An 18,408-nucleotide genomic window follows, 5' to 3' on the forward strand; every position below is an offset into this window, starting at 1 on the left:
TGACTCACTGAATCCGGCATTCAGCCAAACCGGCTTGCAGCTGTTCGATGTTCTGCGGTTCAGCGAAGATCAGCTCGATTCTTGAGTCTTTTCGCCATTCGCTGGCTTGCCAACTCAGCTCGGCATGCTCCAGCGCATTGCCCGCAACCCAGCCATCCGTGCTGTGGATAACCAGTTTCGCCCGCTTCCAGTCAAGCGCGCTCAGCCAATAGGCGATGCGTACTTGATCAAATACCTGCCGCGGATGCCAGCGCCAACCGATGCTCCACCCACCCTCCTGCGCCTGATTTAAGCAAATCGGTTCGGCCGGATCGCTCCAGACTGCTGGCAGCTGTGCCAATCCAGTGGGCAGCGGCAGATGCCCTGCGCCTTCGTTCGCTTTTACTGCCAGCCCCGGCAGCTCGCTCAGAGGCAGTTGCGCTTGCTGCGTCCAGATCAGCCTGACGGGCGGCAGCCGACTGGCGATTTTCTCTCGAACCGCTTCATCGAGATCTTCGGCCTTGTTCAACAACAGCAAACCCGCGCTGGCCAACGCTTGCTGCTGAGCGTCCGGCAGGGTTCTACCCGCGTGCAGTGCCTGAGCGTCCAAAACCAGCACACAAGGCTGAACCGCCAGCACGCCCAGCCACGGCGCCTCGTTCAATTGCTTGAGCAACTGCGCCGGATGGCCCAGCCCGGATGGCTCGATAAACAGTCGATCCGGTCTGGCCTTGCGCAACAGACGGCCGAGGCCGATCTGGAATGGCGCGCCATTGACGCAACACAGGCAGCCCCCGGCCACCTCACCCAGTGCGATACCATCGGCGTCATTCGTCAGCAATGCAGCATCCAGACCGATCTGGCCGAACTCGTTGATCAGCACCGCCCAGCGTTCGTCCGCAGGCCGTTGCGCCAGCAACTGGCGAATCAGGCTGGTCTTGCCGGCGCCCAACGGGCCGGCGATGACGTGGGTCGGAATGTTCTGCAACATGGCGGGTACTTTCTGCGGACAGTTATTGAGGAGATCGAAGATGCGCTGGTCGGGATGGTCGTTGCTGTTGGCGCTGCTGTCGAGTGAAGCGTGGGCTCAGGCCTGCGTGGTGCACACACAGGGCGAACGGCTCGACGTCAAAGTCTGTCAGCAGAACCGGACGATTCCGCAGAAATTGTTCAATGACGGCTTCTGCCAACCGACGCTGGCCGGGCAGAAGGTCGAGGTGCAATACGTCGACCAGTGCCCCAGCGGCGCTTTCGGCGTGTGCAGCAACGCGCAAGTCGCCAATATGCCCTATCGCCAGGATATCCACTATTACGGCGTGGCCACTGATGCGGCGTATCTCAAGCCTTATTGCGAAGGCCAGAGCCAGGGCGCCTGGCGCAAGCCCTGATGTGTCAGCCGAGCCAGTCGAGGGTCAGCAACAGACGGCGTTCACCGGGTGCCGGTTGCGGCGAACGATGGATCAGGCCGAAGCCTTCATTGCCGTGCCATTTTTCGCCTTTGAGCAGCGCGACGTCGCCGCTGTTGAGCTGACGAATCGACGCTGGATCTTGCGGTTCGGCATTGGCCTGGCCAAGTTGCAGGCGATCCATCGCGCCCTCCTCAAGCCATTGGCTGCCGATGCCAGCGTAAGTAGTGATCAAGCGCACCGGCACGTGATCGACGTGGAAGCGCGGACACATGGCCTTGTCCAGCACACGCAAACGCACGCCGATACGCCGCGCCCCCAGCAGGCAGGCGAAGGCACTGATCAGCCATTTGAGATCGCTCATGAAACCTTCGAAACCTTGCAGATCACGCAGCCATGCAGCCAGACCGGCGAGATCCGGTTCGGCATCTTCGTCGGGCAATTCCAAACACAGCGACTCGGCCAAGGGCTCGTTGAGCGACAGCACCAATTGCGCAAAGTCGGCAATGTGCACGGGCAACTGGCGTTGCCAGACGGCGAGATTGGTCTGGTCGTCCAGGATTCGCGTCAACGTTTCCGGGGTCACACCCTGGTGCTGCTGACGGGTAAGAAGCGGCTGATCCTTGAGTGCGAGCATCAGGCGGCCTCTTCGTGCCAAGGGCCGAATGGATCAGGCAGCGAACGCCAGCCTTCTACACCCATGGCCATTTCTTCGTCGGTCAAAAGGCAGGCATCGAGTTCGGCGGTCAGTTGTAGGAAATCTATGTTCTGACCGATGAAAACCAGCTCCTGGCGGCAATCTCCTACGCTTGGAATCCAGTTTCCCATGATCGCCTGGACACTTTCCTGATCCTGCGGCCATTGATTCTTTGGCACAAAACGCCACCAGCGACCGGCGAATCCATGCCGCATCAAGCCACCAGCCTGCGACCAGCTACCGGCATCGGTGGGTTTGCTGGCCAGCCAGAAGAAGCCTTTGGAGCGCAGCAGCTTGCCGTTCAGCCAAGGCCGATCGATGAAGCTGAAGAAGCGTTGCGGGTGAAATGGCCGGCGCGCGCGGTAGGCCGTCGAGGCGATGCCGTATTCCTGTGTCTCCGGGACGTGCTCACCGCGCAGTTCCTGTAGCCATCCGGGCGCTTGTGCGGCCTGATCGAAATCGAAACGACCGGTGTTGAGGATTTTCTCCAGGGGGATTTCGCCCATCACCATTGGAATGATTTCAGCCTGGGCATTGAGGCGCTTGAGGATGGCGGTGAGTTCTTCACGCTCGTGCTGGCTGATCAGGTCGATTTTGCTGATCAGCAGGACGTCGGCAAACTCGATCTGCTCGATCAACAGATCGGTGATGGAGCGCTCGTCTTCTTCACCGAGAATCTCGCCGCGAGAGGCAAGGCTTTCGGCCGCCTGGTAATCGAGCAGGAAATTCACACCGTCGACCACGGTGACCATGGTATCGAGGCGAGCAATGTCGGCGAGGCTTTGCCCCTGTTCATCGCGGAAGGTGAAGGTTTCAGCAATCGGAAGCGGTTCGGAAATGCCGGTGGATTCGATCAGCAGGTAATCGAAACGATCCTCGCGAGCGAGTTTGCTGACTTCTTCCAGTAAATCTTCACGTAACGTACAGCAGATACAGCCATTGCTCATTTCGATGAGTTTTTCCTCAGCGCGGTTCAGGCTGACATCGCGCTGGACTTCACTGCCATCGATGTTGATCTCGCTCATATCGTTGACGATCACCGCAACGCGCAAGCCGTCTCGGTTACGTAGTACGTAATTCAAAAGTGTACTTTTTCCGGCACCGAGAAATCCTGAAAGTACGGTTACGGGTAATTTGGCTGACACTGGATAATCCTCATAAAAGGCAGCCGATTTACGCTTTTAGGTGTGCGCTTGGCGTGTTGCGCTTCATTTAACCGGGTCAAAGAAGGCATACGATTGTGATCGGCAGCTCAGGCTAGTTGCGATTTATGTTATAGTATAACAAGTTGATTTTGCCAGTCCGGCAGAGGAGATTTCGCAAATTGCTGCACCACCGATCGTGGAAACTCGCAATGAACAAGGGGTTGAAATGCCTGCTTTTGAGCTTTGCCATGTCGCTGGCCAGCCAAGCACAGGCGCACATGCCGGGGCCGGCGCACTGCACACGCAGCGCTAATCTGCTGGCGTGTGTAGACGTCGACGGCAATGCCTACAGCGTCAATACGGTAGGCACCACGCTTTACCTGCGCGGATTCGAGAAGGACGGCCATCGCTATTGGGCGCAGACCAACAGCCGCTTCGGCCAATTGACCTTTTTTACCGGCATTGCCTCCGATGGCGAGGCTTGGGTTGGCTATACCCGCCGTGTCGGTTGGACAACCATCAACCGCTTCTCCAGCTCGGGAGGGAGCAGCGCAAGGTTCACTTGCAGCCGGATGACGGGCTGCTAGTGAAATCCTTTTCATGAAAAAAGCATCGCTGAATGGATTGTTATAATGTAACGTAAATAGAGATCAATACGACGGTCTCAACCATGAATGCTCTTACTCTCCCGGATATCACCGCCCAATCTGCACGCCAGGCACTGCCCCTCGACTGGGTAGGCATGCGTGGGATTGCTCTACCCGTTGTGCTTGAAGGCCAATGCCTCAGCGCCAGAGTCGACGCTGGCGTGAGTCTCGATGATGGTGAAGCGCGTGGTATTCACATGTCGCGCTTGTATCTGGCACTCGAAACCCTCGAACAGCGAAGCCTTTCTCCCGCTTTGCTGCATCAGGTACTCAAGTGTTTTCTGACAAGCCATCAAGGTCTATCCGCCTGCGCGTATCTGAATATTCACACCGAATTGTTGCTGAAACGACCCGCGTTGGTCAGCCCCTTGGCCGGCTGGAAATCCTATCCGGCGTCCATTTCAGCGAGCCTGAAACAGCAAATGTTCCACGTGGAACTAAAAATTGAACTGCCCTATTCCTCGACGTGCCCATGCTCCGCAGCCTTGGCAAGGCAATTGATCCAGCAGCAATTCGTCGACGATTTCGCCAACAAAACTCTGCAACACGCAGATGTTTTGGCATGGCTTGGCTCAACCAAAGGGATCGTAGCGACGCCGCACAGCCAACGCAGCTATGCGCAACTGCACCTGCATCTCGACAGTTTCATCGACGAGCTACCGCTGACCGCGATTATCAATGACGCTGAAGCGGCCCTCGGCACCGCCGTACAGACCGCAGTAAAGCGCCCCGACGAGCAAGCCTTCGCACTCGCCAATGGGCAAAACCTGATGTTCTGCGAAGACGCCGCGCGCCGCCTCAATCTGGCACTGCAGCGCACGCCCGGCATCAACCAATTCCACATCCGCGTGATCCACGCCGAAAGCCTGCATGCCCATGACGCCGTCGCCGAAAGCAGCTGGCGACGGGAGCAAAAATGATCCGCTGCCAATCCTTGGTCTGGGGCGCACCCGGCCAACCGCTGACGACGCCTTTGAGTCTTGAGTTCGAAAGCGCCAGCCTGACCGCAATCATCGGCGCCAACGGCTGCGGCAAAAGCAGTCTGCTGAAAGTCATCGCCGGTTTGCAGAAGCCCTTGGCCGGCAAGGTGGAAATGGCTGTTCCACGCCAAAGCGGCATTTCCTTTCTGCCGCAACAGCAACATTTGGATCGACAGTTTCCAATCAGCCTCGAAGAGCTCATCGCCGCAGGTTTCTGGGGCCGTCGGCTCTCGACACAGCTGCGCACGCAGCGACTGAAAAACGCATTGGAAGACTGGCATTTGAGTGGACTCGAACAGCGCCCGTTGATGGCCCTGTCCGGCGGTGAGCTACAACGTGCCCTGCTCGCGCGACTGAGCCTTGCTGACGCCCCGGTGCTGTTGCTGGACGAACCGCACGCCGCACTCGACGAACTCGGCCAGCAATTGCTCTGGCAGCACATTCACCACTGGCACGCCGAAGGCCGGACACTGCTTGTGGTCTGCCATGACCTGGCGGCTGTCCGCCAACACATTCCGCATACCCTGCTGATCAAAAACGGCCACTGCGTGTACGGAACCAGCAGAGAACTGATCCAGCCAACACCGCACATGCAGGTCGCCTGATGCTCGCCACCGTCAGCCATTTCTGGCAGCCGTTCAGCGAGTTTGTGTTCATGCGCCGTGCCTTGCTCGGCGGCCTGGTGCTGGCATGCAGCACGGCGCCCTTGGGTGTTTTTCTGATACTCAGGCGTATGAGTTTGATCGGTGACGCTGTCGCCCACGGCATCCTTCCTGGCGCTGCTTTGGGATTCTGGTTTGCCGGTTTGAGCCTTCCCGCACTCACCCTCGGTGGCTTGGGAGCCGGGCTGAGCATGGCCGGACTCGCGGCTTGGATCACCCGGCGAACGGGGTTGCGAGAAGATGCCAGCCTCGCCGCGATCTATCCGATCTCACTGGCCAGCGGCGTTTTGATCCTTGGCATCGCCGGCAAGCGCCTCGACCTTCTGCACTTGCTGTTCGGCTCAGCGTTGGCCGTAGACGGGCCGACACTGACCGGCATGCTGTGGGTCTCGGCGGTCAGCCTCATGGCGATGGCGGCGATCTACAAACCTCTGCTGCTGGACACACTGGACCCATTGTTCTTGCGCACGGTCAGTCGTCTCGGACCACTGGCTCATGGCGTGTTCCTGACTCTGGTCGTGCTGAATCTGGTGATCGGCTTTCAGGCCATCGGCGCACTGATGGTTGTCGGCCTGATGATGCTTCCGGCTGCTGCGTCGAAATTTTGGAGTCGCCGCCTACCGCTACTGATCGCCATCGCCGCGGTCATGGGCTGCGTGTCTGTGTGGCTCGGCTTGCTGCTGTCGTTCTACTACTCGCTGCCCAGCGGCCCGGCCATCGTGCTGGTCGCGGGGGTCGGCTATCTGCTGTCGGTGGTGTTCGGACCGGTTCACGGTTTGCTGCGCCGCCCGCCTTTGCTCACATCCCAATGAGGTGTTTCCCGATGCGCGCTCTACTCGTGCTGTTCAGCCTGATGCTGTCGATGTCCTTGTCAGCCGCCGAAAAACTGCCGGTGGTCACCAGCTTCAGCATCCTTGCCGACATGGTTCATCAGGTCGGCGGCGAGCACGTTGAGATCACCAACATGGTCGGCGCGGACGCCGATGCGCACACCTACGAGCCGACACCGGACGATGCCAAGGCGTTGCTCAAAGCCAAAGTGATCATCAAGAACGGCCTCGGTTTCGAACCTTGGCTGGATCGCCTGGTGACCAGCACCGACAGCAAGGCAACGGTGATCAGTGCCAGTCGCGGGGTGATTCCACGTTCGCTCGATGAAGATGGCGAAACCGTTCCGGATCCACACGCCTGGCACAATCTGGCGAACGCTGAGTTGTACGTCGCCAACATCACCAAGGCGCTGATCGCCGCCGACCCGGCCAACAAGGCTGACTACGAGCGCAACAGCCAGACCTACCTCAAGCAGATCTATGCCCTGCTCGCCGAAGCCAAAAACAAACTCGGCGCGCTGCCGCCGGGCAATCGCAAGATTGTTACCAGCCATGATGCCTTCGGCTATTTAGGTCAGGCCTATGGCATCGACTTTATCGCGCCACAGGGTTTGTCCACCGAGCGCGAGCCGTCCGCCGCCGAAGTGGCTGCGCTGATCAGGCAGATTCGCCAGGCCAAGGTCAAAGCGGTGTTCATGGAAAACATCAAGGACGCGCGTCTGCTCAAGCAGATCGCGGATGAAAGCGGCGCACACATCGGTGGCACGCTGTACTCGGATGCACTGGCTTCCACCGGGCCTGCGAGCACATTTACCGGGCTGTTCGAATACAACCTCAATACGCTGTACAAGGCGTTGAGTCAGCCATGACCTGAGGTGCACTTCCGATCTATTCGCGAGCAGGCTCGCCCACAGTTGGAATGGGTTCCAACTGTGGGCGTCGCAGAGGTTTCAAGCGCGGGGTTTTACCGTGCCGCAATCCTGACCCAGCCACACCGCACGGGTTTCCAGGCTGCCCTTCTGGTTGATGCCGATAGCGTTGAAGGTGCCATTGGCAACGGTGGTGAACTCGCGGTCACTGAGGAACGTCGCCACGCCTGTGCCCTGGGCTTTCGGGCAGCTGAAGCGGAATTTCCACTGGTTGCCGGTGCGCTCGGTGATCTGCTGCTTGCAGCCCGATTGCGGGTCGGCCAACGGGATGTCGTTAGTCGCCACCTGCTGCGGCGTCAGGCAAGCGCGGATGCCTTTGCCGCCGATGTTGATGCCGTTTTTCTCCAGCGCCGCGCGCTGCTGCGGGGTGATCTGGCCTTGAATCTGGCCAAGAATCGATTGCACATCCATGGCCTGATCATCGACCTTCAGATTGCTCGAAGACATTTCCCACAACCCCGGCTGCAGCATTTGCGCCTGCGCAACCACCGGCAATGCCAAACCCAGGCCCAGCGCCAAACCCAGCAGACGAACGTTCATCGAGTAACTCCTGATCAGTTGTGGCCGTTAGACGCCGGCCGGTTGCGTCGGTTCATGCACCGATTAAATAGAGACATTCGCCGCAGAACATGGTCTGTTAAGCATTGCATCTCGCGGAGCAAGGCTGCCCCATGGATTTTTTCGGACCGCACATTTTCGGTTACCTGATCGCCCTGTTGCACACACTCGGTTCGATCGCTGCGATCCATGCGGTGCTCACCGTGCGCACTGCGCAAGGCTCGATCGCCTGGGCATTGTCGCTGATCTTCATTCCCTACCTCACGCTTATTCCATATCTGGTATTTGGTCGCAGCACCTTCGATGGCTACATCAAGGCGCGGCGCCAGGCCAACGAGCAGATGCGTCTGGCCATTTCCGAATTGAACTGGCGCCCGTGGGTGGAAGAAGCCTTGGCCGCTCGCGCGTCGAGTGCCTACGCCTCACTGCGCGCAATGCCGAAACTGGGGCGCATGCCGTGCCTGGCGAACAACGAGGTGCAACTGCTGGTGAACGGCACCGCGACCTTCGATGCGATTTTTCAGGCGATCGCACAAGCGAAGGAAGCCGTGCTGATCCAGTTCTTCATCATTCACGACGATCGGCTCGGCCAGCGCTTGCGTGATTTGCTGTTGAAGAAAGCCGCCGAAGGCGTATCAATTCATTTGCTCTACGACCGCATCGGCAGCCATGCCCTGCCCCATCATTACGTGCAGGCGCTACGTGATGCCGGCGTCGAGGTCAAAGCCTTTGCCACGCGCAGCGGCTGGCTCAACCGCTTTCAGGTCAACTTCCGCAACCACCGCAAAATCGTTGTGGTTGATGGCGTAGTCGGCTTTGTCGGCGGGCATAACGTCGGCGATGAATACATGGGTGAGAAGCCACCATTGGCGCCGTGGCGTGACACCCACGTCAAAGTCCGCGGGCCGGTGGTGGCCTGCATGCAGGAATCGTTCGCCGAAGATTGGTTCTGGGCTGCTCGTACTCTGCCGCCGTTGATCCTTCCGGATGCGTATCCGGAGGACGGCGTGCTTTGCCAATTGCTCGCCAGCGGCCCGGCGGATGCCTACGAAACCTGCTCGCTGTTTTTCGTCGAAGCCATTCACGCAGCAACACAACGCGTATGGATCACCAGCCCTTACTTCGTCCCGGACGAAGCGGTGTTCGCGGCATTGAGGCTGGCGGTGTTGCGTGGCGTCGATGTGCGCCTGTTGTTGCCGTCGCGGCCTGATCATCGCATCGTCTATGCCGCCTCAAGCCTGTATGCCTTTGAAGCGGTGCGTGCCGGCGTGCGGGTGTTCCGCTATCGACCGGGTTTTCTGCATCAGAAAGTCGTGCTGATCGACAGCGAAATCAGCGCCATCGGCAGCGCCAACCTGGATAATCGCTCGTTCCGCCTGAATTTCGAAGTGATGTTGCTGACCGTCGACAGTGAGTTCGCCGCCGCCGTGGAACACATGCTCAATGACGATTTCGCCCAAGCCGATGAGGTGGCCAAAGAAGAAAGCCGGGAGATCCACCGCCTGCAACAGGTCGGCATGCGGATCGCCCGGCTGATTTCGCCGATACTCTGAGCGCCCCGTTTCAGGGGTGGTAGATGTCGTCGCGGGTCCAGGGCAGTTCGTGGCTGCCATCCGGATGCGCTTTCACGGCGAGGATCTGATGCAGATTGATCCAGCCCCGGGCAAAGGCATACGCGCAACCGGCCAGATACAGACGCCAGATACGCAGTGCTTGCTCAGGCACCAGTTTCGCCGCAGCTTCGAGGTTATCCTCCAGTCGCTCACTCCAGTGATCGAGCGTGCGCGCGTAGTGCAAGCGCAAGCTTTCGACATCGACGATTTCCAGCCCGGCTTCACTGATCTCGGCTGAGATCATCGCCAGATGCGGCAGCTCGCCGTTGGGGAACACGTACTTTTCGATAAAGTCGCCTGCGCCGCGTCCAACCGGGCGGCCATCGGTGTGTTTGGCGGTGATGCCGTGGTTCATCACCAGGCCGCCCTCCTTCACCGCGCCAAACAGCGTTGCGCAATACTCGGCGAGATTGGCATGGCCAACGTGTTCGAACATGCCGACGCTGACAACCTTGTCGAAGCGGCCGTCCTGCGGCAGATCGCGATAGTCGAGCAATTGCAGTTCGACCTGATCTTCCAGACCCTCGGCCTTGACCCGCTCCTGCGCCAGCGCCAACTGCTCCTTGCTCAAAGTAATACCGAACACCTTTACGCCGAACTCTCGCGCCGCATACCGTGCCAGACCGCCCCAACCGCAGCCAACATCCAGCAAATATTCGCCCGGCTGCAAGCGCAGCTTGCGGCACAGATGGCGGAATTTGGCTTGCTGCGCCTGTTCGAGGGTTTCGCTACCGGTTTCGAAATAGGCACAGGAATACGCCATGTCGCTATCCAGCCAGAGCTGGTAGAACGCATTCGACAGGTCGTAGTGATAGGAAATGGCTTTGGCGTCGGTGTCTTTGTCGTGATGCGCACGCACCGGCTGACTCTCTTCGTCTTCGTCGAGCAGCGCATGGCTCAATTCATCGCAAACCCGGATGACCTCGCTGATCGAGCCCTCCAGTTCCAGCTTGCCTTCGACGAACGCCGCACCCAGCGCATCCAGGCTTGGGTGGGTGAATTGAGTAACCATCTGCGGGTCCTTGACGACGATGGTTACGCTGGGCGTCGGGCCCAGATTGAACTCGTGGCCGTCCCAGAGTCGCAGGCGAAGCGGTAACTGCAGATTCTGTAAGGCCGGTGGAAGTTGCGCGAGCATGGAAAATCCCCCCTTGTTTCAGACGTCTGATCTGAGGGTAGACCAACCTGGAAAAATAGCAGGCTATCGATTCGATCGGCCTTGTCTATCGTGATCGGCACATCGGCTGAACGCCACGGGCGACGCGCCTTACGATAGATGACTGCCTGCGCACTCGGCGGTTCGATGAATTTTCTTTCATTTAGCCTAAGCGTCGAGCCTGAGCAATGGCTCCTGAAAGCGCAGCAAACGTCCGGCGTTGCCCAACACCAACAGGGTGCTCAGGTTATGCAGCAGCGCCGCGATCATTGCCCCGGCCGCGCCAAGCCAACCGAACGCCGCGAAGACCACGATAGCCAGCGTCCAGCCGAGGCCGATAATCACGTTGACCTGCAAAGTACGCCGGCACTGACGACTCAAGCGCACGCAAGTACCGAGGCGACGCAAGTCGCTGCCGATCAAAACGATGTCCGCCGACGCCAAGGCAATGTCGGCCCCGCCAGCGCCCATCGCCACGCCGACCACGCCGGCCTTGAGCGCGAGCGAATCGTTGATGCCGTCGCCTACCACCATCGGACGAAAGCCGTGATCGATTTCCTTGAGCACGCGATTGAGTTTGTCCTCCGGAAGCGCTTGCGCCTGGACTTCGTTCAGCCCGACTTCCTGCGCCAGGGTCAGTGCAACGCTCTGACGATCACCGGTCAACAGGAGTTGGCGTCCCAGCCCCAGTTCGCGTAACTCGTTCAAGGCGAAGCGCGCTTCGGGTTTGATGCTGTCTGCTAGCAGCAGCCAGGCGAGGAATTCACCGTTCAAAGCCAGGCCGGCAATCGGGCCATCGTGGTCAGGAACGAGGGTCGTTGTGATGCCCAGTTGCGCGAACAACTCTGGACGACCAAGCGCAGCTTCGCCCTTCCCTGTCATCGCAACTACGCCCAGGCCTTGGCGCTCATGGATGTTGGTCAGAGGCCAATAGGCTTCCTGATCGGCCATCCCGGCGAGTGCCCGGCTCACCGGATGACTGCTCGCCGCGCCAAGACTGGCGGCCAGTGTCTGCACTTCGGCCGTGTCCGCATTCAGGCTGTCGATCGACTGCAAACGCAAGGTGCCGTAAGTCAGCGTGCCGGTCTTGTCGACCACCAGCGAGGTCAGATCGGCGAGTTCTTCGAGGAACGCCGAGCTGCGAATCAGAATCCCGTGACGCGCGGCGACGGCGACACCGGCAATCGCCGTGGCCGGCGCCGAAAGCACCAACGCACACGGACACGCCGCCACCAATACCGCGAGCATTGATTGCGCATCATGAGTGACGAACCAGGTTACCGCCGCCAGCAACAAGACCAGCACCATGTAGCTGCCGGCATAGCGTTCGAGCAATCGCGTGATCGGCGGTTTCGAGCGCTCGGCGTTTTGCATCAGGGCGATGACTTTGCCCAAAGTGGATTCGTCGCCGGTGCGAGTGACTTCGACGCGCAGCAATCCATCGAGGTTGATCGCGCCGCCGAACACCAGCATGCCGACGCCGGCTTCCACCGGAACCGACTCACCGGTAATCGACGCGGTATCAAGGCTCGCCTGCCCCGATAAGATCCGACCGTCCGCCGGCACCCGATCACCGGCCCGCACCTCGACAACATCGCCAGCGCTGAGCGTGCCGTTGTCCACTTCGATGATCGAACCATCTGCTTGCAGCTTGCGCGCATGGCTGCGGGTCAACTGGCCAAGCGCATTGATCGCTTCCTGGGAGCCGATCACGCTGCGCTCCTCAAGCACATGGCCGAAGATCATGATGATCGGCAACAACGCCGCAGTGAGCAGATCACCGGTCGCCCAGGCACCGAGCATGGCCAGCGCGATCAACTGATCGGTGATGCCGTGCAGGCTTGGGTAACGCAGGCTGTACCAAGCCGACCGCATCACCGGAACCGCTACCAGCAACGAGGCGAAACCGAGCAGCAACTGGCTGACACCGATTTGCTCCGGGAGCATCCAGCGCCAGAGCAACCCCAGACCCAGCAATCCGAGCGCAAGCATCGCCAGGGTCAATTGGCGCGCGGCGCGACGTTGTTCGGCCGAGGACAACAGGCCTGGGGCAGCGGTGGTCGCCGTCATTGACTGGCTCCTTGAATGATCAACCGGGAATCGTCTTTCGGATTGACGGTGGTGACCGACCCGGCCTGATCCAAGATCTTCGGTATGCGCTCGCGATACAGACGCAGGAGCATTTGCGGGTCGGTAGACGTGGCCAGACTCGAGACGGTTGCGGTATCGGTCGAGGCTTTTGCAAGACGCTCGCCTGCCTGCGCGTGAGCCACCTGGAGCGTGCGGTCTGCCTGTTCGTTGGCGGACTGGGCAAGTTTCTCGGCATCGGTGCGCGCGTTAGCCACTGCTTTGTCAGCCTGCTGACTGGCCGTCAGAACCGCATTGAAGGCACTGACCGCTGGCTCCGGCAGACTTGATTGCACATCCACCCGCGACACCTCAATGCCAATACCCTGGCCGCTCGCCTTCAGTTCAGCGAGTCGCGCGTTGATGCCTTGCACCAGATCACCGCGCAATCGCTCACGACGCTCGGCCGCCTGATTGTCGGCGCCGATCAGTTCCGGGCGAGCGACCAGAATGGTGTCGAGATCTCGCGCGGCGGTCAGGGCCACGGCGCTGCGCGTCACCAACCGATCGAGTGCTGGCAGCACATGTTCGCCCTGCAACACGAACGCATAGGGATCGGAGACTTGGTAAAACACTCGCACGTCCAGTTGCACTACGCCGGCATCGCCGGTCAATAAATAACCAGACCCGGCGAGTGCATCACTCAATGGCGTGGCGAAGGACGCCACCCGGTCAGCCGTCAACGCCTCGTCACTGCGCAACAGATTTTCCACTCGGCGCTCGATCATCCGATCCGCCGCCGGCAACAGAACCACCTGTTCAAAGGGTTGCGGCCACGCCCATAACAGCCCGGCATTCTGAACGCGATCCAGCGCGCCGAAGTGCAGCACCACGGCGCGGTTCTGCGGATCAATCTGCCGGACATTCGAGAACACCCATGCCAGTGCGGCCAAAACAGTGATCGCATACAGGGCGATGAAGGTCAGACGACCGGCCTGAATCCACGGACTGTTCAACGCATGTGTTCCACGTGGAACTTCTTCGCTCATGGCTGCGATCCAGCTTTGTTGTCGAGCGTCGGTGGGCCGTCGACCAATACGCGGAAAGGTGCGGCATCGGTGCGCAGAATCAATTTGGTGTCCGGCGTGACGATGGTGCCGAGGGTATCGAGGGAGCGCAGCAAGTTGTAAAGCTGCGGCGAACTGGCGTAAGCGCGCCCATAAATCTGCGCAGCCTCGACCCGGGATTGCGCTTCGATATCGGCGGCTTTCACCGTCGCATCGGCCTGGACGATCCGCGCATCGCGCTCGGCGGCGGAGCGAATTTGCGCCGCTTCGCGTTTGCCGATCGCTGTACGTTCCGTAGCAATGGTTTCACGCTCGGCACGCATGCGGTCGACCGTGGCGCTGAGCGTGACCGATGGCAAAGTCAAACGCTCGATACCCACCTGCACAACGCGCACGCCATATGTAGCAAGCAACTGTTGATCGATCTGCTGACGCAACTGCGTTTCAAAATCGCCGATGCGCACTTGTTTGGCATCAGTGTTGACCAGATTCGCCAGATCGAAACTGCTGGCCGTGGTCTCCAGCGCTGAGCCGACAAAGGTTCGAATCTGCCGCGCCGCTTCGTCCGGCTGATTCTGCACGGCACGCATGAAACGCTGCACGTGTTCAGGATCACCCTGCACCTGCCACGCCACGTAGGCCTGAATGATGATGCGCAAACCGTCCTTGGTGCCGACGTCCTGCAAACCACTTGAGGTGGTACGTAGACGCAAGTCCACCGGGATTGCCGCTTCGAACGGTGCCGGCCAGCGCCAGCTCAAACCGGGATCAAGCAATACCCGCGAAGGATTACCGAAACGGGTGATGACCGTGGCTTCACCGGAGCGCACTTGCACCAGACTTGCGGCGGCAATGGCAAACGCCACCAGCAACGCAGCCCAGCCCATACGCCGCCACGGAAATGGTCCGACTTCTGGCACCTCGCCGTGATGGTGGTGATGACCATGATGATGGTGATGCCCGCCGTGGCCGTGGTCGTGGCCGCTGTGGTCGTGAACGTCATGAACAGGCGACTGGCTCAATGGGTGGCTCCTGGTTGAGCGGTGGTACGGGCGGGCGACGGATCAGTCGGCAGTGTGAAAGTACGCAGATCGATGGTTGGCGCATTTGCGCTCCCGCCAAGTCGATGATCGAGTATCAGCAACCTGGCTTTACTCAAGCCCTGACTGAGCTGGCTGAGATATTGCTCCAGCACGAAGGCCTGGCCAGCACTGGCGAAGGCTTTCTGGTCGGCGCTGAATTTCAGGTCGGCGGTTTGCGCAGCGGCATTGATCTCCCGCGCATTGGCCGTTGCCTGATCCCGCGCCGTACTCGCCTGCAACTGCGCCTCGTTAGTGGCCTGCGCAGCCGCCCCGCGTTCGCGAGCGATCAACGCCTGCGCGCCGATCTGCGCCGCTTGCACACTGTGATAGGCATTCGCCGCGCCGGCCGGTGGATGAATCGCTTCGACGACTGTGGCAAGGATCTCCACGCCACTATTCAATCTGTTCAGATCCCTTTGCACTGCGCGACCGATTTCCTCGGCCAGCCCTGTCCTGTCGTCGCCGAGCAGACCGTCGAGGGTGCGCGAGGCAAAATCGTGAACCAGGATGCGGCTGGCGGTGCTGCGAATCAGTGTCGGTACATCGGCGCTGTTATAAGTCGCGGCGAGTGCCGCCTCGTCGTTCAAACCGATGCGATAAACGAAGCGCACGTCCATGTTGACGATTTGCAGGCCCTGTTGCGCGCCGCGGCTGCTGGCGATGACCTGGGATTTGTCGTTGACGTGGCTGGCGTCCCACAAACGGTTGGCGGTCAGCGGCGCCGGGCCTTCAGCGGAATCGGACTGCACGGCGATTGGCTTGTCGCCGACACTGGTTGCCAGTTCATGAACCACACCGTTTTCAACGGAAATCACACGCCCGAATGGCCAAGGCAAGCCGCTATGCAGACCCGGGCCGAAAACCTGTTCCGGTTTCCCGAAGCGCTGGTAGATGCCGCGACCTTGCAGGGGAATTTCATGTACGCCGCTCAGCAGCCAACCGCTCAGGGCGACCACCGCCAACACCGGCAACAAGGCCCGGCGCATGTAACTGAAGGCCCAGATCTGGCGCAGATCGATGCCGAACCGATTGTGCATTTCATGCTGCAACGCCAGTAACGGCTGCGGCGGCCAGCGCAGCATATCGGCGATAAAACTGCGCGCGAGCAGGGTCGGTTCCATTTGTTCACGCCGCGGGCTGAAGACAGACAGTAACGCGCGCAACAGCAGTTCGCCGGCAACCAACATTGGCAGGACTGCGCTGAGCACCGCCACGCGTACCGGCCAGACTGCGCTTTCGCTGGCAAACAACAGACACAGCGCACCGATCAACAGGGTGATGATCACCACCCGGGTCAGTTGCGCCAGCGCAGCCGCTTCCGGCCATTGCGCCGGCGGTTCCTGCGCCAGGTGCCGCTCCAGCACCAGCAGGGCAAACGCCAGCAACAACGCCAATGCCGCACCGATGCTCGCCAACAGCCCCAAGGCCGCCGCAGGCAGCGTGAGATTCCACACCTGCTCAATACCAAGCAGAACCAGCAACGCCCAGCCGCCGAGCCACAACGTCGGCGCACCGATATGTCCAAGCAGATGGCGGCTCTGCTGACTCAATCGCTCCAGCAGCCTTTCGTACCAGCCCTCGGCTGCGGCGCCCTCCTCCACGACGGTCGATTGCGAAGCGGGCGGATGCATTACCCGCGCGCGCCATCGCGTCACCCACCACGCCGATTGCAGGCCGGCGACCAGTGCCAGCAACGCTGCGCCCTGATTGACCAACAACGGCAACCACAGGGATTGCGGCGCAAACAGGCCGACGAAAAAAGCCAGCACCCAGCCCGACGCGGCCACTGCGCCGAGTCCATACGCCAACCGACGCAATTTGCGTGACTGCACGGCTGCCTGCTGAAAGCGCGGCAGCCCGGTGACTGGCGTGGCGTCCAACTCAAGATCGACTTGCATAACACCCCGAAAATATAGGCTCTGCGTTCATAGCGTTACGATATAACGCAAACTGTGAAATATTCGTACACAATTATGCTTATTCAAGGATGCCGCAGCTGTCGCTTGCCTGAAGCCTTGACCGGAATGTCCGGCAAAGCTCATATTACGTACATAATTTTTATCGCGACTAATCTTGGCTATCCCCATAGAGCAATCTGGAGCAAGCGCATGAGCAACTATGACGTGGTAATTCTGGGCGGTGGCCCCGGCGGTTATAACGCAGCGATCCGCGCCGGCCAGCTCGGGCTCAAGGCCGCTTGCGTCGAAGGATGTGCAACCCTCGGCGGCACCTGTCTGAACGTCGGTTGCATGCCGTCCAAAGCCTTGCTGCACGCGTCGGAGCTGTACGCCGCTGCGGTGGGCACGGAGTTCGCCAATCTCGGCATCGAGGTCGAACCGAAGCTGAACCTTGCGCAGATGATGAAGCAGAAGGACGAAAGCGTCGCCGGCCTGACCAAGGGCATCGAATTTCTGTTTCGCAAGAACAAGGTCGACTGGATCAAGGGTTGGGGCCATATCGACGGCCCGGGCAAAGTGACGGTGACCGACACCCAAGGCAACAAGAGCGAACTCAGCGCCAAGGACATCATTATTGCCACTGGTTCTGAGCCCACTCCCCTGCCTGGCGTCGAGATCGACAACCAGCGCATCCTCGATTCCACCGGCGCGCTGTCGTTGAGTGAGGTGCCCAAACATCTGGTAGTGATTGGTGCCGGGGTGATCGGCCTGGAGCTGGGTTCGGTATGGCGCCGACTCGGCGCGCAGGTCACCGTGGTCGAATACCTTGATCGCATCTGCCCCGGCGTCGATGGCGAGGCCGGCAAGACCTTGCAGCGCGCGCTGAGCAAGCAAGGCATCGCCTTCAAACTGAGCTCGAAGGTCACCAGTGCCACCAGCTCCGCCACAGGCGTGCAGCTTAGCGTCGAGCCTGCCGCCGGTGGCACGGCTGAGCTGATCGAAGCCGACTATGTGTTGGTAGCCATCGGGCGCCGCCCGTACACCCAAGGCTTGGGGCTGGAGAACGTCGGCCTGAGTACCGACAAACGCGGCATGCTCGCCAACAAGCAACATCGCACCGAAGCCGCCGGGGTCTGGGTGATCGGCGACGTCACGTCCGGCCCGATGCTCGCGCACAAGGCTGAAGACGAAGCCATGGCCTGCGTCGAGCAGATCCACGGCAAGGCTGGCGAGGTCAATTACGCGCTGATCCCCAACGTCATCTACACCCAACCGGAGCTGGCCAGCGTCGGCCAGACCGAAGAACAGCTCAAGGCCGAGGGCCGTGCCTACAAGGTCGGCAAGTTTCCTTTCACCGCCAACAGCCGGGCGAAGATCAATCACGAAACAGAAGGCTTTGCCAAAGTCCTCGCCGACGAGCGCACGGACGAAGTGCTTGGCGTGCATCTGGTCGGGCCGAGCGTGAGCGAGATGATCGGCGAATTCTGTGTGGCGATGGAGTTCAGCGCCTCGGCCGAGGACATTGCCCTGACCTGCCATCCGCACCCGACGCGTTCGGAAGCGTTGCGTCAGGCAGCGATGAATGTCGAGGGGATGGCGACGCAGATGTAGGTTCCAAACCTTGCCGCCGTCTTCGCGAGCAGGCTCGCTCCCACTTTGGAATGCGTTCCCCCTGTGGGAGCGAGCCTGCTC

At 60.2% G+C, this 18,408-nt stretch carries 17 protein-coding genes; 8 read left to right on the plus strand and 9 right to left on the minus strand.

Annotated elements, in window-relative coordinates; genetic code table 11:
* Positions 1-4: 4 nt before the first annotated feature.
* Positions 5-970 carry a CobW family GTP-binding protein gene (locus D8U71_RS24090; protein ID WP_130888836.1) on the minus strand — a complete coding sequence of 322 codons (966 nt, stop codon included), beginning with the start codon at positions 968-970 and terminating at the stop codon, positions 5-7.
* A 40-nt stretch (positions 971-1,010) separates the two neighbouring features.
* On the opposite strand from D8U71_RS24090, the gene D8U71_RS24095 reads away from it, so the two are divergent.
* Complete coding sequence (locus D8U71_RS24095) at positions 1,011-1,367, plus strand: hypothetical protein (RefSeq protein ID WP_016772443.1); 357 nt, start codon at positions 1,011-1,013, stop codon at positions 1,365-1,367.
* A gap of 4 nt (positions 1,368-1,371) precedes the next feature.
* On the opposite strand, the gene D8U71_RS24100 is transcribed toward D8U71_RS24095, so the two are convergent.
* Together D8U71_RS24100 and zigA are read right to left on the minus strand one after the other, a co-directional pair.
* A complete protein-coding gene (locus D8U71_RS24100) occupies positions 1,372-2,022 on the minus strand; it encodes a DUF1826 domain-containing protein (RefSeq protein ID WP_130888837.1) in 651 nt (216 codons plus the stop codon).
* On the minus strand, positions 2,022-3,227 hold the full coding sequence (gene zigA / locus D8U71_RS24105; RefSeq protein WP_130888838.1) for a zinc metallochaperone GTPase ZigA: 1,206 nt from the start codon (positions 3,225-3,227) through the stop codon (positions 2,022-2,024). The genes D8U71_RS24100 and zigA overlap by 1 nt, the downstream gene beginning before the upstream one ends.
* A 209-nt stretch (positions 3,228-3,436) precedes the next feature.
* Here zigA and D8U71_RS24110 point away from each other — a divergent pair, with 209 nt between their 5' ends.
* The 5 genes from D8U71_RS24110 (at position 3,437) to D8U71_RS24130 (ending at position 7,215) form a co-directional block, all read left to right on the plus strand.
* The gene (locus D8U71_RS24110) at positions 3,437-3,814 is read left to right on the plus strand and encodes a glutamine synthetase (RefSeq protein WP_073470857.1); all 378 of its coding nucleotides are present in this window, start codon (positions 3,437-3,439) and stop codon (positions 3,812-3,814) included.
* A gap of 83 nt (positions 3,815-3,897) precedes the next feature.
* Entirely contained in the window at positions 3,898-4,794 is an 897-nt protein-coding gene (gene folE2 / locus D8U71_RS24115; protein ID WP_130888839.1) for a GTP cyclohydrolase FolE2, read from the plus strand.
* On the plus strand, positions 4,791-5,459 hold the full coding sequence (locus tag D8U71_RS24120) for an ATP-binding cassette domain-containing protein (protein ID WP_122698756.1): 669 nt from the start codon (positions 4,791-4,793) through the stop codon (positions 5,457-5,459). Before folE2 ends, D8U71_RS24120 begins: the two co-directional genes overlap by 4 nt.
* Positions 5,459-6,328: a metal ABC transporter permease gene (locus D8U71_RS24125; protein ID WP_130888840.1), complete on the plus strand. Its 870-nt coding sequence runs from the start codon at positions 5,459-5,461 to the stop codon at positions 6,326-6,328. Before D8U71_RS24120 ends, D8U71_RS24125 begins: the two co-directional genes overlap by 1 nt.
* A gap of 11 nt (positions 6,329-6,339) precedes the next feature.
* Positions 6,340-7,215 carry a metal ABC transporter substrate-binding protein gene (locus D8U71_RS24130; RefSeq protein ID WP_016772437.1) on the plus strand — a complete coding sequence of 292 codons (876 nt, stop codon included), beginning with the start codon at positions 6,340-6,342 and terminating at the stop codon, positions 7,213-7,215.
* Positions 7,216-7,296: 81 nt separating this feature from the next.
* On the opposite strand, the gene D8U71_RS24135 is transcribed toward D8U71_RS24130, so the two are convergent.
* The gene (locus D8U71_RS24135) at positions 7,297-7,815 is read right to left on the minus strand and encodes a DUF3617 domain-containing protein (protein WP_016772436.1); all 519 of its coding nucleotides are present in this window, start codon (positions 7,813-7,815) and stop codon (positions 7,297-7,299) included.
* Between the two features lie 131 nt (positions 7,816-7,946).
* On the opposite strand from D8U71_RS24135, the gene cls reads away from it, so the two are divergent.
* Positions 7,947-9,386 carry a cardiolipin synthase gene (cls, locus tag D8U71_RS24140; RefSeq protein WP_016772435.1) on the plus strand — a complete coding sequence of 480 codons (1,440 nt, stop codon included), beginning with the start codon at positions 7,947-7,949 and terminating at the stop codon, positions 9,384-9,386.
* Between the two features lie 10 nt (positions 9,387-9,396).
* On the opposite strand, the gene cfaB is transcribed toward cls, so the two are convergent.
* The 5 genes from cfaB to D8U71_RS24165 form a co-directional block, all read right to left on the minus strand.
* Positions 9,397-10,584, minus strand: a complete 1,188-nt coding sequence (cfaB, locus tag D8U71_RS24145; protein WP_125927529.1) for a C17 cyclopropane fatty acid synthase CfaB — start codon at positions 10,582-10,584, stop codon at positions 9,397-9,399.
* A 186-nt stretch (positions 10,585-10,770) separates the two neighbouring features.
* Positions 10,771-12,672, minus strand: a complete 1,902-nt coding sequence (locus D8U71_RS24150) for a cation-translocating P-type ATPase (RefSeq protein ID WP_130888841.1) — start codon at positions 12,670-12,672, stop codon at positions 10,771-10,773.
* The gene (locus D8U71_RS24155; RefSeq protein ID WP_130888842.1) at positions 12,669-13,718 is read right to left on the minus strand and encodes a protease modulator HflK; all 1,050 of its coding nucleotides are present in this window, start codon (positions 13,716-13,718) and stop codon (positions 12,669-12,671) included. The genes D8U71_RS24150 and D8U71_RS24155 overlap by 4 nt, the downstream gene beginning before the upstream one ends.
* Complete coding sequence (locus tag D8U71_RS24160) at positions 13,715-14,758, minus strand: protease modulator HflC (RefSeq protein WP_130888843.1); 1,044 nt, start codon at positions 14,756-14,758, stop codon at positions 13,715-13,717. The genes D8U71_RS24155 and D8U71_RS24160 overlap by 4 nt, the downstream gene beginning before the upstream one ends.
* Entirely contained in the window at positions 14,755-16,716 is a 1,962-nt protein-coding gene (locus D8U71_RS24165) for a protease modulator HflK (RefSeq protein ID WP_130888844.1), read from the minus strand. The genes D8U71_RS24160 and D8U71_RS24165 overlap by 4 nt, the downstream gene beginning before the upstream one ends.
* 210 nt (positions 16,717-16,926) lie before the next feature.
* Between D8U71_RS24165 and lpdA the strand changes: the two genes are divergently transcribed.
* The gene (gene lpdA, locus D8U71_RS24170) at positions 16,927-18,327 is read left to right on the plus strand and encodes a dihydrolipoyl dehydrogenase (RefSeq protein ID WP_130888845.1); all 1,401 of its coding nucleotides are present in this window, start codon (positions 16,927-16,929) and stop codon (positions 18,325-18,327) included.
* Positions 18,328-18,408: the final 81 nt, after the last annotated feature.

The organism is Pseudomonas sp. Sample_21 (genome assembly GCF_004307525.1).
Taxonomy (GTDB): Bacteria; Pseudomonadota; Gammaproteobacteria; order Pseudomonadales; family Pseudomonadaceae; genus Aquipseudomonas; species Aquipseudomonas atacamensis.

Coding starts and splice junctions, on each gene's coding strand:
- D8U71_RS24090 (WP_130888836.1), bottom strand. CDS start 970: ATGTTGCAGAACATTCCGACCCACGTCATCGCCGGCCCGTTGGGCGCC.
- D8U71_RS24095 (WP_016772443.1), top strand. CDS start 1,011: ATGCGCTGGTCGGGATGGTCGTTGCTGTTGGCGCTGCTGTCGAGTGAA.
- D8U71_RS24100 (WP_130888837.1), bottom strand. CDS start 2,022: ATGCTCGCACTCAAGGATCAGCCGCTTCTTACCCGTCAGCAGCACCAG.
- D8U71_RS24110 (WP_073470857.1), top strand. CDS start 3,437: ATGAACAAGGGGTTGAAATGCCTGCTTTTGAGCTTTGCCATGTCGCTG.
- folE2 (WP_130888839.1), top strand. CDS start 3,898: ATGAATGCTCTTACTCTCCCGGATATCACCGCCCAATCTGCACGCCAG.
- D8U71_RS24120 (WP_122698756.1), top strand. CDS start 4,791: ATGATCCGCTGCCAATCCTTGGTCTGGGGCGCACCCGGCCAACCGCTG.
- D8U71_RS24125 (WP_130888840.1), top strand. CDS start 5,459: ATGCTCGCCACCGTCAGCCATTTCTGGCAGCCGTTCAGCGAGTTTGTG.
- D8U71_RS24130 (WP_016772437.1), top strand. CDS start 6,340: ATGCGCGCTCTACTCGTGCTGTTCAGCCTGATGCTGTCGATGTCCTTG.
- D8U71_RS24135 (WP_016772436.1), bottom strand. CDS start 7,815: ATGAACGTTCGTCTGCTGGGTTTGGCGCTGGGCCTGGGTTTGGCATTG.
- cls (WP_016772435.1), top strand. CDS start 7,947: ATGGATTTTTTCGGACCGCACATTTTCGGTTACCTGATCGCCCTGTTG.
- cfaB (WP_125927529.1), bottom strand. CDS start 10,584: ATGCTCGCGCAACTTCCACCGGCCTTACAGAATCTGCAGTTACCGCTT.
- D8U71_RS24150 (WP_130888841.1), bottom strand. CDS start 12,672: ATGACGGCGACCACCGCTGCCCCAGGCCTGTTGTCCTCGGCCGAACAA.
- D8U71_RS24155 (WP_130888842.1), bottom strand. CDS start 13,718: ATGAGCGAAGAAGTTCCACGTGGAACACATGCGTTGAACAGTCCGTGG.
- D8U71_RS24165 (WP_130888844.1), bottom strand. CDS start 16,716: ATGCAAGTCGATCTTGAGTTGGACGCCACGCCAGTCACCGGGCTGCCG.
- lpdA (WP_130888845.1), top strand. CDS start 16,927: ATGAGCAACTATGACGTGGTAATTCTGGGCGGTGGCCCCGGCGGTTAT.